The sequence below is a fragment of the Pseudoalteromonas sp. S4492 genome, assembly GCF_005886115.1.
Lineage (GTDB): Bacteria > Pseudomonadota > Gammaproteobacteria > Enterobacterales > Alteromonadaceae > Pseudoalteromonas > Pseudoalteromonas gelatinilytica.
The window spans coordinates 1-15819 of record NZ_PNCP01000024.1 but is presented as its reverse complement, the minus strand read 5'-3'; the positions used below and the strand labels follow the sequence as shown (position 1 = coordinate 15819).

Below are 15819 nucleotides of genomic sequence, written 5' to 3'. Positions count from 1 at the left end.
ACTTTAAGGGATTAAGGTAAAATCGCGTTCTTAAAAAAGCGGATCAGATCGATATTAAATTCAGCAGGCCTGACTGCTGATTCTAAACTGTCATGACAGCGGCTGTTTGCCAAATCAATATCCTGCACTTCGGTATAACGCGCATGTTTAGCGTGATAAAACACTTTAACTTGAGGTTTTAAAGGGCTGGTTGGGTTACTGTGAGTGACCACACCTAACTTTTGACTTTCAAGTTTCACTAAGGTGCCAACCGGGTGAATACCAATACATTGAATAAACTTAGTGACTAGGTCTCCATCAAAGCTATCTGGGCAGCCTTCTTTGAGAATTTTAAATGCCTTAATTGGCTCCATGCCTGCTTTGTAGACCCGCTCAGCGGTTAGTGCATCATACACATCGACAATCGAAGCCATGCGCACATACAAGCTGATCTCTTCACCACTTTTACCAAACGGATAGCCACTACCGTCTAAGCGCTCGTGATGGAATCCTGCAATATCCACCGCAATTCCACTTAAACCTGACTGCTCTAAAATTTCTTTGCTAAAGCGAGCGTGGTCTTGAATGGTTTTATATTCGTCATCGGTTAACTTGCCTGGTTTATTAAGTATTTCATCAGGAATGTTTATTTTGCCGATATCGTGTAGTAATGCGCCGGTGGCAATTTCTTGGATTATCGATTTTTCTATTCCTAAATGTTTGGCAAAAATACTGATTAAAATCGAAACATTGATTGAATGTTCAAGCAGATAGGCATCTTTTTCGCGCATACGTGTGATACAAGCAAGCGCATCTTGGTTACGAAAAACCGAATCAATAAAACCACTTGCGAGGTCTTTAAAAGGGGCGATATCAATTTTGTTGCCATCGCGGATATCATCAAATGCTTTGCTTTGCAGTGTTCTTGCTTCGTTGTATAAGCTGTTTGCTTTGCTCATTTCTGCTGACACGCTATGGCTGGTGTGCCAAGGATTAAAGGTCTCTGAATTGGTCGCAGGTTTCGCAATATCTTGTTGCTCGACCACTTTATTATCACTGTCTAAAGTCAGTGTTTTATCCGGATCGATTGAAATTTCTAATATACCTGCCTTGATCAGTTTATCTATACTTCCCTGCGTTTTTACCCAACCTTGGTTTTTTATACGGATCTTGCCTGTTTGTTTTGTCACGCTTTGTACAAACATGCCCGGCTTAAGTTGATTGATAGGGAGTGTTTTCAAGGCCTTTACTTCTAGTCAAATACAATACTATAAAACTAGCAGAAAATTTGTACCTCGGTAAATAAGAATAATGAAAAGGTATCTTTAATACTAAAAAGCCCCCGCAAAATGCGAGGGCTTTTAATTTACTCAGGGAATGGTAACTCCCTTACTGAATACGATTATTCGTCGTCTTCAACTAAGGTCATTAGAGATGTATTACCACCTGATGCCGTTGTATCAATACTGATTGTTTTCTCAGTTAATAAACGTTTAATTAGCGTGTCGTAGTACTCAGAGCTGATCACTGGCAGAATCGCACCTTTACGTTGTGCTAGCTGCTGGCTGAAGTAGCCTAAGCGTGATGAACGTGCAGCAACAACTGCACCAGCAAGGTGAGGGTGCGCTAAAATTGCTTGTAACTGATTAGGTTTAGCAACTTGGAATACACCTTCAGCAATACCTGTAGAGATAAACTTGTCTCTGAACGCAACCGCTTCTTCGTAGAATAACTCTGATGCAACAGTAATTACGGTGTTACCTGCCGCAAGTGCTGTGATAATCGAAATTGCCCAGAAGTTAAATGACGTACTCTTATCAGCATAACAAACCACACAGCCACGAGGCTCTAAGTGAAGCGTGTTTGATTCACCCGTTGGTCCCGGTAATACAGTGTGCTTACGCATGTGTTTTTCAAGGCGGTTAAGCTGCGCACGTGCATCAGCTAGTGTTAATGCTAAGTCATCAGCTAGCTCGTCGATGATCTCTACCGTTGCTACTTTCGCAAGTAATTGACGTACAGCAGAAACACGGTCGTTTAGCGGTGTCGCACGCCAGATTTTCTCGTCGCGTAATGAATTTTCCATCAGCTTAGCAACTTGCTCAGCTGCACCAGAGAAGTTATGTGTATCTAACTCATCAGGTGTTAGGTTTGTCATTTGTACGTTATCTGGTGATGCTTTTTCTTTCACTAGACGTTGTAAGTAGTTTGGACCACCGGCTTTAGGACCAGTACCAGAAAGACCACGGCCACCGAAAGGTTGTACGCCTACAATCGCACCGATCATATTACGGTTGATGTAAACGTTACCTGCACGTGACATCTTCGCTAAGTATTCACAACGTTCTTCGATACGTGAATGAACACCCATCGTTAGACCGAAGCCAGTGCCATTTACTTGGTCAATTACGTTATCAAGCTCTGAGCCTTTGAAACGGATTATGTGTACACATGGGCCAAATACTTCGCGCTTAAGTACAGATAAATCTTTGATTTCGTATAAACGAGGCGCAAAGAAGTAAGCACCATTTTCGTTGTTATCAGGGATCGCACATTCGTAATGAAGTGTTGCGTTACCTTTTAAGTACTCAACGTGCTCGTTTAGGTTCTTCAGTGCTTTCTCGTCGATAACTGGACCGATATCCGTTGAAAGTAGTGAAGGATCGCCAACGTGAAGCTCTTTTAAAGCGCCTTTGATCATATCAATGATGCCGTCTGCAACGTCTTCTTGTAAGAACAACACACGTAGTGCAGAACAACGTTGACCAGCACTTTGGAAACCTGAGCTGATCACATCGTCAACAACTTGCTCTGGTAGAGCGGTTGAGTCAACGATCATACAGTTTTGACCACCAGTTTCAGCGATAAGCGGTACTTGGATATCATTACGCGCAGCAAGCGTTTGCGAAATAACAGTACCGGTTTCAGTTGAACCTGTGAACATAACTGCTTGAATACGCTCATCAGGAACGATTGTTTTACCTACTTCGCTACCACGAGCAATAACAGGCTGTACAACGTGCTCTGGTAAACCTACAGATAGCATAAGCTCAATCGTACGAAGGGCGATTAAACTTGTTTGCTCAGCAGGTTTTGCAATAACAGTGTTACCTGTCACGATAGCTGCAGCAACTTGGCCTAAGAAGATAGCAAGAGGGAAGTTCCATGGGCTGATACATAAGATCACACCACGCGCTTCAAAACGCTCGTCTTGTGATAATTCTTCAGCGCGTGCAGCGTAGTAGCGGCAGAAATCCACAGCTTCACGTACTTCATCGATACCGTCTTGAGTTACTTTACCCGCTTCTTTGATACACAGAGCCACTAGCTCATCGTGGTGACGCTCTAGGATATCAGCAACGCGGCGTAGTAAGTTTGCGCGCTCTTTAACAGGTGTTTGTGACCATGATTCAAATGCTTTTTCTGCATTTTCTAAAAGTGCAGTCATCTCTTCTGATGATTGTAATTTCACATGACCAATGATTTCTTTATGGTTTGCAGGGTTCTTAACTGGGATAGAGCCTTCTGGAACTGCGCTTAATTCAATGCGGTGCTCAGCAAACCAAGTATCAAGGTTTTCTTTAAATGGTGTAATAACATTGATGTCAGTTAAGTCCATGCCTTTCGAGTTTGGACGCTCATCACCATATAAATCAATTGGCATCTTAATTTGCGTGTTGTACTTGTTACGTAAACCTTGCAGCGTTTCTACAGGGTCTGGTAATAGTGATTCAACTGGTTTAGTGGTATCAACAATCGCATTTACGAATGAAGAGTTAGCACCGTTTTCTAATAAACGACGTACTAAGTATGCAAGTAAGTCTTCGTGTTGACCTACAGGTGCGTAAACACGACATTGAATTTTTTCTTGCTCAACGATTTGGTCGAATAATGACTCACCCATACCGTGTAGGCGTTGGAATTCGAAACCTTCATGGTCACCTTTAGCAACTTCTAAAATAGTTGCCGCAGTGTAGGCGTTGTGTGTAGCAAATTGCGGGTAAAGTACATCGCGCGCTTCAAGTAGTTTGATAGCACATGCTTTGTACGAAACGTCAGTCGTCGCTTTACGTGTAAATACCGGGTAGTGATCTAAACCATCTTGTTGAGTGGTTTTGATTTCTGTATCCCAGTATGCGCCTTTAACAAGACGAACCATTAATTTACGACCAACGCGGCGGGCAAGTTCTGCAACCCATTCAACCACAAAAATAGCGCGTTTTTGGTATGCTTGAACGGCTAAACCAAAGCCATTCCAGTTACCTAAATCGTCATCGCTGAATACCGCTTCAATGATATCTAATGAGATGTCTAAACGGTCAGCTTCTTCAGCATCAACAGTGAAGCCGATGTCGTAGCTTTTAGCTGCAAGTGCAAGCTCTTTTAGCTTAGGTACGATTTCAGCCATCACACGCTCACGATGAGTAAACTCATAACGTGGGTGAATCGCAGAAATTTTAACTGAGATACCAGGGCTCTTGATTGGGCCACGGCCATTTGCTGCTTTACCAATCGCGTGGATTGCCGTCATGTAGCTTTGGAAGTAACGCTCAGCATCTTTCATGGTGCGCGCGCCTTCACCTAGCATATCGTATGAGTATACGTAGCCTTTTTGCTCTTTATCAGCAGCACGTTCAATCGCTTCGTTAATAGTACGACCCATAACGAATTGCTTACCCATGATCTTCATTGCGAAGTTCACAGATTTACGAATAACAGGCTCACCTAGACGACCAATTGTTTTCTTCAGAACACCGAATTGCTGTTCTTTAGATTTGTCGCTGTAGTTAACCATTTTACCGGTTACTAACAGGCCCCAAGACGATGCATTTACAAATAGAGAGTCACTGCTACCTAAGTGCGAGCTCCAGTCACCTTTAGCAAGTTTGTCACGAATTAGTGAGTCTTGCGTTGCTTTGTCTGGTACACGTAGTAGTGCTTCTGCTAAACACATTAATACCACACCTTCTTCACTTGAAAGTGAGAACTCGTTTAGTAGTGCATCTACACCGCTTTGACCATCCTGATCGCGACGGATATTTAAAACCATTTGACGAGCACGTTCCCACGCTCGGCTACGCGCTTTCACGCCTACTTCAGCCAAAGGCAAAATGTGATCAATCACCGCATTTTCATCAATACGGTAGAAATCACGGATCTTTTGTCTGATTGGACATTCAGTTGTCAAATCGCCATTAAATAGCATAAGTAACCCTCTGGTATGTGGAGTCTAGAAATGAACTTATTGCATTTCTTACCATTGATATAATTCGTGCATTCTAATTAAAATTCAGCAGAATATGCTGGTTAAATTTTTCGATTTACGATAATTTACAGGGCATACCGTTAACTTAGCCGCATAAAATTCTGTTATGACCAGTCCGAATAGATTACGCATGTTAGATCGCATCGATTTAGCAATTTTAGACGCTCTGCAAAAAAATGGCAGAATATCGAACGTAAACCTCGCAAAACAGGTTAACCTGAGCCCAAGCCCGTGTCTCGATCGCGTAAAACGTTTAGAGCAAGAAGGCTACATCGAAGGCTATTACGCAAAGCTTAGCGAAGCAAAACTTAACCAGAGCTTGTTAGCACATGTGCAGGTATCGTTAGTGACTTCGAATACATCAGTATTTAAAGTGTTTCGCGAATATATTTTAAATATTCCTCAAGTTGTTGAATGCGACATGGTGGCTGGTGGCTATGACTACTTATTAAAAGTACGAGTCTCAGATATGGATGAATATCGCCAAGTATTGGGTGATTTAGTGGATATTCCGGGGGTGGGGACACACCACACCTATATGGTGATCGAAAAAATTAAACAAGATACCGGATTAAGATTCGATATATAGATACAAAAAAAGCACCAACAGGTGCTTTTTTAATGACTATTTAGTAGCTTATGCCCAGCCGTCGTAACGTTTACGACGAGATAACACCACCGTTAAGATAATACCTATCAGTAAGCCTATAAATGCAATTGCACCGCCATAAGTAAGTAGCTGGCGTTTCTCTTTTGCACTTGCTGTTTGCTTAGCGTTACGCTCAGATTCAATGGTATTTTTTAGCGTTTCGATTTGCTCACTCAGGGCTGCGTTTTGCTCTGTTAGTAATTTGTTCTGTTCTTGAAGTTGTGGCAGTTCAATTTCAGCCTGACGAAGTTGCTCTTGCATTACCGTCATGTCGTTATTCAATGCCTGAAATTGTTGCTGGATACCGGCGTTTTCAGTGATGAATTTTGATTCAACCCAGCCTTCGCGATCTTTATCGTCACGAATTTTAAAGTAGCCGTTATCTTCACCTGATAACAACACAATTTGAGTACCCGCATCAACTGAACCCAAAATGCGGTAGTTTTTGCTCGGACCTGAATGCATAAAGGTGTACAGGTTATCGACTATGTAGGCGGTGTTTTGGCTGTCGCTGCTTGGCGCTTCTTCTGCGTAGCTAATAAAAGAGGTGGCCGCAAGGAGCAACCCAAAAATACACTGTTTTAACATCAATCTGCCTTGTTAATGTGATCTTGCCTAGAAGTGGCTAAATTTATAATTTCTTTATGTATAGAGATAGTAGGGATTTCAACTATTAATAGCAAGGCTGATATTGTAATCCATGGATGAGCTTGGTCGCAAAAATCAGGAAAAAATTTGCATTAAGTAGCTGCTTTGTTTATTTTGATCACTTATTTATTTTAAATGTACTCCGCAAAACGAATGGATACTGAGATAGAACTGAAGTTTTTGGTGTCAGATGCCGTTGTTCCACTGATCCCCGCATTAATTACCCAATTTGCAAAAACCGTTACCAACAAACCGTCGCGCAGCTTACAAAATGCTTATTACGATACGCCAAGCCGAGAATTACGTGCTTTAGATATTGGCTTACGTACTCGCTGTTGTGACAACCAGTGTGAGCAAACGATTAAGCTTGCTGGCGAAGTCGTTGGTGGCTTACATCAACGCCCAGAATACAACTTACCACTAACAGGTAACCGCCCAGATTTACTCGCATTTGATGCTGCTATTTGGCCTCATGGTATGCAAGTGGGTGCTATTGCAGAGAATTTATACCCAATTTTTAGCACTAACTTTATTCGCCGTACTTGGTTAATTGAAACTAATAACGGTGCAAAAATTGAAGTGGTGTTAGATAAAGGTGAAGTTGCGGCATCGGGTCAGGTTGAGCCAATTTCTGAACTTGAAATCGAACTAATCGAAGGTAGTCGTAGTGAGTTGTTTGCACTGGCTGATAAATTGGTTAGTGAAAGCCATGTTCGCTTAGGGCTTTATTCTAAAGCAGCACGGGGCTATCGCCTTGCGGATGACAAACCATTAAAAGCAAGTAAATCAATTGGTTTTGTGCCGCTAAAAAGCGATGCCACACAAGAGCAAGCGCTGGTAGAAAGTATCAACTACGCGATTCGATTTGTGCAAAAACATGAGGCCTGTTACTTCATTAAACCTAGTCTAAAAACTCTTAAGCGTGTCACAGACGGTATTCGTTTAATTCGCCATACGTTTTGGCTGTTTGATGACATTGTCAGTAAAGACGACACCGACTCATTGCGCACAGAGTTAAAGTGGTTATTGAGCGAATTAGCGTGGGTTGAAAACGCAATTCAACTAAAAACCTATACATCAAAGCGTCACGCATACTACAAAAAAATCAACAGTGCGCCTGAGCTCACGCAAGTTATTAATGACTTAAAAGAGTTACAGCCAAGCATTGAAGATATCGAAACTCTGTTCCATAGCACCCGATATAACCGCTTACTATTGCAATTAACAACGTGGTTAATTGAAAAGCAATGGCGTAAATCATGGGGGCAAGCTGAGTTTCAGGCAGCAGAAAAACCGGTTGCCGATATTGCTAAGCGTTTATTTGCCAAAGATTGGCACGACATGCATGAGCTTATCCCTGAGCAGCAAGTATTTACCGATAAAGACTATTTATCACTGCGCACTCGCTTAGAAAACTCATTGCTTAGTGGCAACTGTTTAGGTGCTTTGTTCGATAAAGAAGACAGAAACGAGTTTCGTATGCCATGGGTCGATATCTCTCATGGTATTTACGAGTTAAGTACGCTTGAGTATCTAAAGCAGTTATGCGCAGGACAAGACGATTTAGAGCTGGCAAAAATTCAAGCATGGCTTGATCAAAAGTCAGAGTTTTTAGTCAGTGCAATGGAGCAAAGCCGTCACGCTTCATTTAATACTGATCCCTATTGGCTGTAAGTAAATGCGCTTTTGCCTATGGATGGGGTTAGCTTGGTTGAGTATATCAGCCTGGGCTAACCCTATTGAATGGCAAACCTACAAACAGCAAGACGACATCACCGTAAGCTATAAAAAGCATGAAACCGGTATTATTGAAATTAAAGCTTCTGTGCTGGTGAAAAATGCCAAAGCCAGTGACTTTATGGCATTGCTCAGTGATACCGACAACGCTGCTAACTGGCTTGAGAATGTCAAAAGCGTGACGCTAATGGAGCGCTTAAGTCCCTCAGAAACCCTTGTTTATACTCATTTTAATTCACCTTGGCCGGTGTCAGACCGTGACTTGGTGAGTTATTCTTGTTATCACGCTTTAGATGAGCACAAAACCGAGTTACAAATCAAAAGTCAGCCTTATGCAAAAGCCGAAGTTGCAGGGCTTGTACGCATCAAAGATCTCACCGCTTATTGGCGCTTAGAACAGCAACAAAGTAACTTGTTAGTGAGCCATCAAGCCTATGCTGATCCAAGCGGTTCCATTCCGCATTGGTTAAGTAACAAAGTGTCGTTAAAAAGTGTTTATAAAACTCTGCAAGCACTGAGAGAACAATTAACCAACAATCAGTTTTCTAGAGCGAATACACGCAGCATTCCCGGCACGTGTCAGCCGTTAAATTAGCTCATCATCGGGTGACATCGCTTAGATTTACACATATCATCGCTGTAATTGCGATTTTGAAGGGTTACCATGAAAGAGCCAAAAATTCCCTTAGTTAATAAGCCAAATGGCATGGGCTTTGGGCGTATTTTAAAAGCAACAAAATGTTCTATTAAAGGTTTTAAAGCGGCATTTAAAGAAGAGTCTGCATTTCGTTCTGAAATTTATCTAGGCGTGTGTTTATTACCCTTATCTGTCGTACTTGCGCAGTCATTAAATCATTGGCTAGTACTGTTTATTCCTTATTTATTATTGTTAATTGTCGAGTTACTTAACTCGTCGATAGAAGCGCTGACTGACCGAGTAGGGATTGAGTACCATGTGTTATCGGGTCGTGCTAAAGATATGGCCTCTGCGGCAGTAACATTGTCACTGCTTATTCTTGCTTTGGTATGGGGTGTGGCTGTTTACGAAAAAATAGTAACCTACCTTTAAATCAGACATAAAAAAAGCGCCGAAAGGCGCTTCTTTCATTTTATCTAACCTATTACAGGCCAGCAGCTGCGCGAAGTGCGTCTGCTTTGTCTGTACGCTCCCAAGGGAACTCATCACGACCGAAGTGACCGTAAGCCGCAGTCGGTTGATAGATAGGACGCTCAAGATCAAGCATTTGGATTAAGCCGTAAGGGCGTAGGTCGAAGTGCTCACGTACTAATTCGATTAGACGTGCTTCTTCTAATTTACCAGTACCAAATGTCTCGATGCTGATAGATGTTGGCTCTGCAACACCGATAGCGTAAGAAACTTGTAGCTCACACTTGTCAGCAAGGCCAGCAGCAACCACGTTTTTAGCAACGTAACGTGCAGCGTATGCAGCTGAGCGGTCAACTTTTGATGGATCTTTACCAGAGAAAGCACCACCACCGTGACGAGCCATACCGCCGTATGTATCAACGATGATTTTACGACCTGTAAGACCACAGTCACCCATAGGACCACCGATTACGAAACGGCCAGTTGGGTTGATGAAGAACTTAGTTGCGCTAGAGATAAGCTCAGCTGGAAGAACTGGCTTAATGATCGTTTCCATTACCGCTTCAACTAAGTCGTTTTGTGAGATTGAATCACAGTGTTGAGTTGAAAGAACAACTGCATCAATACCAACAGGCTTACCATTTTCGTAAGCAAATGTTACTTGAGATTTAGCATCTGGGCGTAACCAGTTAAGCTCACCGCTCTTACGAACTTCAGCTTGACGCTGAACTAGACGGTGTGAATAAGTGATTGGTGCAGGCATTAAAACATCAGTTTCGTTACATGCATAACCGAACATTAAACCTTGGTCACCAGCGCCTTGGTCTTCTGGACGAGCACGGTCAACACCTTGGTTGATGTCTGGAGATTGTTTACCGATAGTGTTTAGGATTGCACAAGAGTCAGCATCGAAACCCATATCTGAGTGTGTGTAACCGATTTCACGTACTGTTTTACGTGTGATTTCTTCGATATCAACCCAAGCGCTAGTAGTGATTTCACCACCAACCATAACCATACCAGTCTTAACGTAAGTCTCACATGCAACACGGGCATGAGAATCTTGCTCTAAGATAGCATCTAGAACCGCGTCAGAGATTTGGTCCGCGATTTTATCCGGATGACCTTCAGAAACAGATTCAGAAGTAAATAAATGTTTTGCCATTGTATTTCTGCTCACAAATATTGCGCTTCACAAACGTCGGTAATAGCGCTAAAAAATTAAGGGGCGTATTTTATCTAAAACAAATATGTTTGCATAGTAATTTTACGCCTAGACGTCCATTTAAAATTACTAATAACGTATTGTTCTTAATAAACGCCCATAATTGGTGCATTTAATGCGGATTTTTAATTGCACTGTACCCTTACAATAAGTAAGAATGGGGCTTCATAAACAACCAGCGCAAATACATAAAGGTAGGAGAATTCATGCCATCACGCAAAGAACTTGCAAATGCTATTCGCGTCTTATCAATGGACGCAGTACAACAGGCCAAATCTGGTCACCCTGGGGCCCCTATGGGCATGGCAGATATCGCAGAAGTACTATGGCGCGATTATCTAAAGCATAATCCAACAAATCCAGAGTGGGCAGACCGAGATCGATTTATTCTTTCTAACGGCCACGGTTCAATGCTGATCTATTCTCTACTGCACTTAAGTGGCTATGACTTACCACTAGAGGAAATTAAAAACTTCCGTCAAATGCACTCAAAAACACCGGGTCACCCAGAATATGGTTATGCACCGGGTATTGAGACTACTACGGGCCCATTAGGTCAAGGGATCACAAATGCTGTGGGCATGGCAATTGCCGAAAAAGCGCTTGCTGCACAGTTTAACCGTGAAGGTCACGATATTGTTGACCACTTCACGTATGCATTCATGGGCGATGGCTGTTTAATGGAAGGTATTTCACACGAAGCCTGTTCATTAGCGGGTACATTAGGCCTAGGTAAACTAGTTGCGTTTTGGGATGACAACGGCATCTCAATTGATGGTGAAGTAGAAGGTTGGTTCAGCGATGACACGCCAGCGCGCTTTAAAGCATACGGCTGGCACGTAGTAAGCGATGTAGATGGTCATAACCCAGATGCAATTCGCGCCGCTATCGAAGAAGCGCGTAGCATCACCGATAAGCCATCATTAATTTGCTGTAAAACAATCATTGGTTACGGTTCACCTAACAAATCAGGTAGCCATGACTGTCACGGTGCACCACTAGGTGAAGACGAAATCAAAGCATCTCGTGAGTTCCTAGGTTGGACAGGTGATGCATTTGAAATTCCAGCTGATATCTACAGTGAGTGGGATGGCAAAGAAAAAGGTAAGCAACTAGAAGCTAGCTGGGACGAAAAGTTTGCCGCTTACGCAAGTGCATACCCTGAACTTGCTGCTGAGTTTACTCGCCGTACCAATGGTGAATTACCAGCTGATTGGGCTGAAAAGTCACAAGCTTACATCGAAGAGCTACAAGCAAACCCAGCAAACCCAGCAACACGTAAAGCATCACAAAATGCATTAAACGCGTTTGGTCCGTTACTACCAGAATTCATGGGTGGCTCTGCTGACCTTGCTGGTTCTAACTTAACGCTTTGGGATGGTTCAAAAGGCTTAGAAGCAAACGATGCAAGTGGTAACTACATTTTCTACGGCGTACGTGAATTTGGTATGTCAGCGATTATGAATGGTATTGCACTGCATAAAGGCTTTATTCCTTACGGTGCTACATTCTTAATGTTTATGGAATACGCACGCAATGCAGTACGTATGGCCGCATTAATGAAGCAGCCAAGCATCTTTGTATACACGCACGACTCAATTGGTCTAGGTGAAGATGGTCCAACGCACCAACCGGTAGAGCAAATCGCAAGTATGCGTTTAACGCCTAACCTAGTGAACTGGCGTCCATGTGACCAAGTTGAGTCAGCGATTGCATGGCAACAAGCAATTGAGCGTAAAGATGGCCCAACGTCACTGATTTTCACTCGTCAAGGCCTTGAGCAACAAGCGCGTACTGCACAGCAGTTAGCCGATGTGAAAAAAGGTGGTTACGTACTTAGCTGTGACGGTGAGCCAGAGCTTATCCTTATTGCAACAGGTTCTGAAGTACAGCTTGCACAAGATGCCGCTGCAGAACTTCGTTCACAAGGTAAAAAAGTACGCGTGGTATCTATGCCTTCAACTGATTTATTTGATGAGCAAGACGCTGCCTATAAAGAAAGCGTACTACCTGCAAGCGTAACGCGCCGCGTAGCAATCGAAGCGGGTATCGCAGACTACTGGTACAAGTATGTAGGCCTAAATGGCGCAGTAGTAGGTATGACGACCTTCGGTGAGTCTGCTCCTGCTGATGAGCTATTCAAGCACTTTGGTTTCACTGTTGAAAACATCGTAAACAAAGCAAACGCTTTGTTCTAAGCTTTAGCCGCTAAAATTTAAAAGCCCGCCCTGTAAAACCACAGCGCGGGCTTTTTTATGCCCCGTAGGTTGGGTAGAACGGAGTGAAACCCAACGGTTTTAGCTCTCAGCCGTCAGCCATCAGCTTTAAAAACCCCTCACCGTAGGCGTGAAATTTATTTCGCGCGGAAATTGTGTCTAGCTATTAACTAATAGCTTTGATATTAATAGGCTATAAAACAAGCAAAAAAAGCCGCGATAAAACGCCTATTTGTTTTTTACTTATATTTTCTGCTCAAGGATGGTTATGAAAAGTTATCCAAAAGTGTTGGACCCTAATAAAGTCGGCGAATATGCTGGTTTGGCAAAATCTGGTGGTGGTTACGTGTGGGATGAGGTACTAGAATATCGAGTTTGGTGCCACTCTCATAACGATGCTCCTGATTTAGAAGAGGGGAGCGATTATTACTATGCTTTCGACACTTACGAAGAAGCACTGGAATGTAGTAATGACATACCTGGAGCTGAAGAGCCACTAGCATTAATTCTCCAGCGTGAATATATAGATGAGCCATCAACAGGCCAGTATAAGCATGTGAAAGAAGAAAGGATCACTGAATGGCCAGTACAATTTCTTGAACGGCCAAGAAGAACCGAATCGACTATTCCTAATTTTATGTCTGTTGATGCACCAGAAAATAAACTGGATATCATTCGTGGTATTGCTTAAATGTAATATCCGCTAAACCTTGTATGGCTTAGGCGTACAAACAACGAATCAAGGTTAACCCCCAATAGTTAGGTTGGTGTGTTTCATCATGAAAAAATCACATAAAAGAATAATCTCTTCAATCTCTTCGTTAATAGGTTTGCTTGTCGGGTTCAAGCTATTGGACTTTCTAAGACGTGATAGATGCCTAGAGTTAAGTGGCAGCTTAACACATTGGGGGGCGTGTGATTTTGGTGATGCAAGAGCAGAAGTAATACCCCTTGGCCTGCCCTCATTGGCTTTAGTAATTACTGTAAGCATTGTTATCTACTTTGTAGTAAATTATTGTTATAAAACAAGTGATTGGTTCTATATAAACATGTTAGGGATACAAGGATAGTTTGTGCATGAATTCTAATCAGGTTTGGTCTGCTCTGAAATTTCGAGAAAACTTAGGCTCTCTAATTTCAAAATTCAATACATTATTTTTAAGCGATATAGCGCCAATCATATCTAACCCTAATGGTGATAGAAAAGCATCATTGAGAGCTATCATTGCTCTAGATGTTCCCCAAGTCCAAATAGAAATTCATAAAGTTCTTAATGAGATTGAGCATGTTTTAAGGGATAACGCTCATTTTTTATTATTACAATCTGGTTTCTCTGAAGTAGAAAGTCAAACATACCTCTCAAGTAAGTTTCCTTCTGGCTTTATTAAATTGAGCATAATTAATGAGCTTAATACAACCTTTGGATTACTTAACGAGTTGACTGTTTTAGCTATATCTCACCTAAATGTGTTGGAAACAAATTCAGGCTTTGGAGGTATGCTGAGAGGACTATTTCAGGGATACTCTAATCAGGTTGATGGCATTGCTCATGTATTTGGGCAAGGAAGTATGCAAATTGAAGTAAGCTCCAGCCTACAGGGATTTAATTCTGCTTCGATTTTAGTTGGTCAATCTATAGATTCAGTTTCTAACTTATTACATTCAGTTGTTTTGGAAAAATGGAATAGTTTTGGGGCTATGGCAGAAAATTTATAGCTCTAACAAACAACTTATGTGAAATTGCCAAAACTTGGCTATATAGTTGGACGTTACCCTGAATCTGCTTGCATAAAGCAATAAGTGTTGATGTTAATGGTAACCGAACGGTTTTTGTTGGCACATTAGCAAAGTTTAAAGCTTCATTGACGCGCTAAAGCACGACCTACCACAATTGCACGAGCAGCTCAAAACTGACAGCTTACGGCTTACAGCTAACCCGACTTGATTATTTCTCACTCAGTCCCCCTTGAATGCTAAACCGACAACTGGCACTGTCTGTAGCTTAATAACAAAACAACAGGAGTGAGGATGTCTCAGTTTGATAATGTAAGTGTGCTGAAAAAAGCCAATGTGTATTTTGACGGTAAAGTGTCTAGCCGTACTGTGGTATTTGCTGATGGCAGCACGAAAACCTTAGGCTTTATGCAACCGGGTGAGTTTGAGTTTGCAACAAGCCAAAAAGAGTTGATGGAGCTTAACAGTGGCAGTTGGCAAGTGCTATTACCCGGTGAGAGCGAATGGCAAACGATGCAAGCAGGGGAGTCATTTACAGTTGATGCGAATGTGAGCTTTCAAGTAAAAGTGAGCGAGTTTGCAGATTACTGTTGTTCGTACAGTTAGTGAACAGTTGTTAACCTCTCTAAAAAGCCCGTGTTCTGCGGGCTTTTGCATATTTTATCCGCAACGCATGATCTAAATCATCTATGGTTACAATCAATTACTAAATATCTGCAATTTTTGCTTGTGTTAATTCAATTCGCCCCCAATACTGATTATGAGGTAACAAGAAAAAAGGATACCCTATGAAGATTAATATTTCTGGTCATCATGTTGACGTTACTGAGGCTGTTAGAGCTCATATCAACGAGAAATTCTCGAAAATTGCTAGCCATTTTCCATCATTAATATCACTTGATATTATTCTTTCAAAAGAACATCACAAACACCAAGCTGAGATCAGCACAACCTATGAAGGCGCGCGTTTATCAGTAAAAGGTGAAGACGAGGTGATGTACCCAGCAATTGCAAATGCTGCAAAAAAACTTGATGCATCACTGAAACATCGTAAAGGGCAAATGAAAGCCAAACTACACGAAAAGCCGGTCAGTACAACTCCGGAAATTGCCCACGAAATCATTCAGGAAATGAACCTGACCTAATTACAGCACGCTAGCCTAATTGGCTAGCCTTAAACTAAATCTGAAAAAGCCAACCGTTGCGAAACGCTTGGCTTTTTTGGTTTTAATATTTAACTATCAGCTATCAGCTATC

13 protein-coding genes are annotated in these 15819 nt (G+C 42.1%); 9 read left to right on the top strand and 4 right to left on the bottom strand.

The window, feature by feature from the left end; genetic code table 11:
* Window positions 1–11 precede the first annotated feature (11 nt).
* Both CWC28_RS07305 and putA read right to left on the bottom strand, forming a co-directional pair.
* Window positions 12–1220 carry a cyclic di-GMP phosphodiesterase gene (locus CWC28_RS07305; protein WP_063703201.1) on the bottom strand — a complete coding sequence of 403 codons (1209 nt, stop codon included), beginning with the start codon at window positions 1218–1220 and terminating at the stop codon, window positions 12–14.
* Window positions 1221–1381: 161 nt separating this feature from the next.
* A complete protein-coding gene (putA, locus tag CWC28_RS07300; protein WP_063703204.1) occupies window positions 1382–5185 on the bottom strand; it encodes a bifunctional proline dehydrogenase/L-glutamate gamma-semialdehyde dehydrogenase PutA in 3804 nt (1267 codons plus the stop codon).
* Between the two features lie 166 nt (window positions 5186–5351).
* Between putA and CWC28_RS07295 the strand changes: the two genes are divergently transcribed.
* Window positions 5352–5834 carry a winged helix-turn-helix transcriptional regulator gene (locus CWC28_RS07295; protein WP_054551119.1) on the top strand — a complete coding sequence of 161 codons (483 nt, stop codon included), beginning with the start codon at window positions 5352–5354 and terminating at the stop codon, window positions 5832–5834.
* 48 nt (window positions 5835–5882) lie between these two features.
* Here the strand turns inward: CWC28_RS07295 and CWC28_RS07290 are convergent, their stop codons facing one another.
* Window positions 5883–6482: a TIGR04211 family SH3 domain-containing protein gene (locus tag CWC28_RS07290; RefSeq protein WP_063703206.1), complete on the bottom strand. Its 600-nt coding sequence runs from the start codon at window positions 6480–6482 to the stop codon at window positions 5883–5885.
* A 213-nt stretch (window positions 6483–6695) separates the two neighbouring features.
* Here CWC28_RS07290 and CWC28_RS07285 point away from each other — a divergent pair, with 213 nt between their 5' ends.
* From CWC28_RS07285 to CWC28_RS07275, 3 genes are all read left to right on the top strand, one after another.
* On the top strand, window positions 6696–8216 hold the full coding sequence (locus CWC28_RS07285; RefSeq protein ID WP_063703208.1) for a CYTH and CHAD domain-containing protein: 1521 nt from the start codon (window positions 6696–6698) through the stop codon (window positions 8214–8216).
* Window positions 8217–8220: 4 nt separating this feature from the next.
* Window positions 8221–8874, top strand: coding sequence for an START domain-containing protein (locus tag CWC28_RS07280; RefSeq protein WP_063703210.1), 654 nt, complete (start codon window positions 8221–8223; stop codon window positions 8872–8874).
* A gap of 69 nt (window positions 8875–8943) precedes the next feature.
* Window positions 8944–9348 carry a diacylglycerol kinase gene (locus CWC28_RS07275; protein WP_063703212.1) on the top strand — a complete coding sequence of 135 codons (405 nt, stop codon included), beginning with the start codon at window positions 8944–8946 and terminating at the stop codon, window positions 9346–9348.
* Between the two features lie 52 nt (window positions 9349–9400).
* Here the strand turns inward: CWC28_RS07275 and metK are convergent, their stop codons facing one another.
* A complete protein-coding gene (gene metK, locus CWC28_RS07270; protein WP_063703215.1) occupies window positions 9401–10552 on the bottom strand; it encodes a methionine adenosyltransferase in 1152 nt (383 codons plus the stop codon).
* Between the two features lie 266 nt (window positions 10553–10818).
* Between metK and tkt the strand changes: the two genes are divergently transcribed.
* The 5 genes from tkt to hpf all read left to right on the top strand — a co-directional run bounded on the left by tkt (window position 10819) and on the right by hpf (window position 15707).
* Window positions 10819–12810, top strand: a complete 1992-nt coding sequence (tkt, locus tag CWC28_RS07265) for a transketolase (RefSeq protein WP_138624934.1) — start codon at window positions 10819–10821, stop codon at window positions 12808–12810.
* A 286-nt stretch (window positions 12811–13096) separates the two neighbouring features.
* Window positions 13097–13519: a GCN5 family acetyltransferase gene (locus CWC28_RS07260; protein ID WP_138624933.1), complete on the top strand. Its 423-nt coding sequence runs from the start codon at window positions 13097–13099 to the stop codon at window positions 13517–13519.
* A 386-nt stretch (window positions 13520–13905) separates the two neighbouring features.
* Window positions 13906–14544 carry a hypothetical protein gene (locus CWC28_RS07255; RefSeq protein ID WP_138624932.1) on the top strand — a complete coding sequence of 213 codons (639 nt, stop codon included), beginning with the start codon at window positions 13906–13908 and terminating at the stop codon, window positions 14542–14544.
* A 312-nt stretch (window positions 14545–14856) separates the two neighbouring features.
* Window positions 14857–15168, top strand: coding sequence for a pyrimidine/purine nucleoside phosphorylase (ppnP, locus tag CWC28_RS07250; RefSeq protein WP_063703225.1), 312 nt, complete (start codon window positions 14857–14859; stop codon window positions 15166–15168).
* Between the two features lie 182 nt (window positions 15169–15350).
* Window positions 15351–15707 (top strand): ribosome hibernation-promoting factor, HPF/YfiA family, encoded by a 357-nt coding sequence (gene hpf, locus CWC28_RS07245; RefSeq protein ID WP_063703227.1) that lies wholly within the window; start codon window positions 15351–15353, stop codon window positions 15705–15707.
* Window positions 15708–15819 lie beyond the last annotated feature (112 nt).

What these genes read in the sequence shown, in the direction of transcription:
- putA (WP_063703204.1), bottom strand. Translation starts at nt 5,185, where the DNA reads ATGCTATTTAATGGCGATTTGACAACTGAATGTCCAATCAGACAAAAG.
- CWC28_RS07295 (WP_054551119.1), top strand. Translation starts at nt 5,352, where the DNA reads ATGACCAGTCCGAATAGATTACGCATGTTAGATCGCATCGATTTAGCA.
- CWC28_RS07290 (WP_063703206.1), bottom strand. Translation starts at nt 6,482, where the DNA reads ATGTTAAAACAGTGTATTTTTGGGTTGCTCCTTGCGGCCACCTCTTTT.
- CWC28_RS07285 (WP_063703208.1), top strand. Translation starts at nt 6,696, where the DNA reads ATGGATACTGAGATAGAACTGAAGTTTTTGGTGTCAGATGCCGTTGTT.
- CWC28_RS07280 (WP_063703210.1), top strand. Translation starts at nt 8,221, where the DNA reads ATGCGCTTTTGCCTATGGATGGGGTTAGCTTGGTTGAGTATATCAGCC.
- CWC28_RS07275 (WP_063703212.1), top strand. Translation starts at nt 8,944, where the DNA reads ATGAAAGAGCCAAAAATTCCCTTAGTTAATAAGCCAAATGGCATGGGC.
- metK (WP_063703215.1), bottom strand. Translation starts at nt 10,552, where the DNA reads ATGGCAAAACATTTATTTACTTCTGAATCTGTTTCTGAAGGTCATCCG.
- tkt (WP_138624934.1), top strand. Translation starts at nt 10,819, where the DNA reads ATGCCATCACGCAAAGAACTTGCAAATGCTATTCGCGTCTTATCAATG.
- CWC28_RS07260 (WP_138624933.1), top strand. Translation starts at nt 13,097, where the DNA reads ATGAAAAGTTATCCAAAAGTGTTGGACCCTAATAAAGTCGGCGAATAT.
- CWC28_RS07255 (WP_138624932.1), top strand. Translation starts at nt 13,906, where the DNA reads ATGAATTCTAATCAGGTTTGGTCTGCTCTGAAATTTCGAGAAAACTTA.
- ppnP (WP_063703225.1), top strand. Translation starts at nt 14,857, where the DNA reads ATGTCTCAGTTTGATAATGTAAGTGTGCTGAAAAAAGCCAATGTGTAT.
- hpf (WP_063703227.1), top strand. Translation starts at nt 15,351, where the DNA reads ATGAAGATTAATATTTCTGGTCATCATGTTGACGTTACTGAGGCTGTT.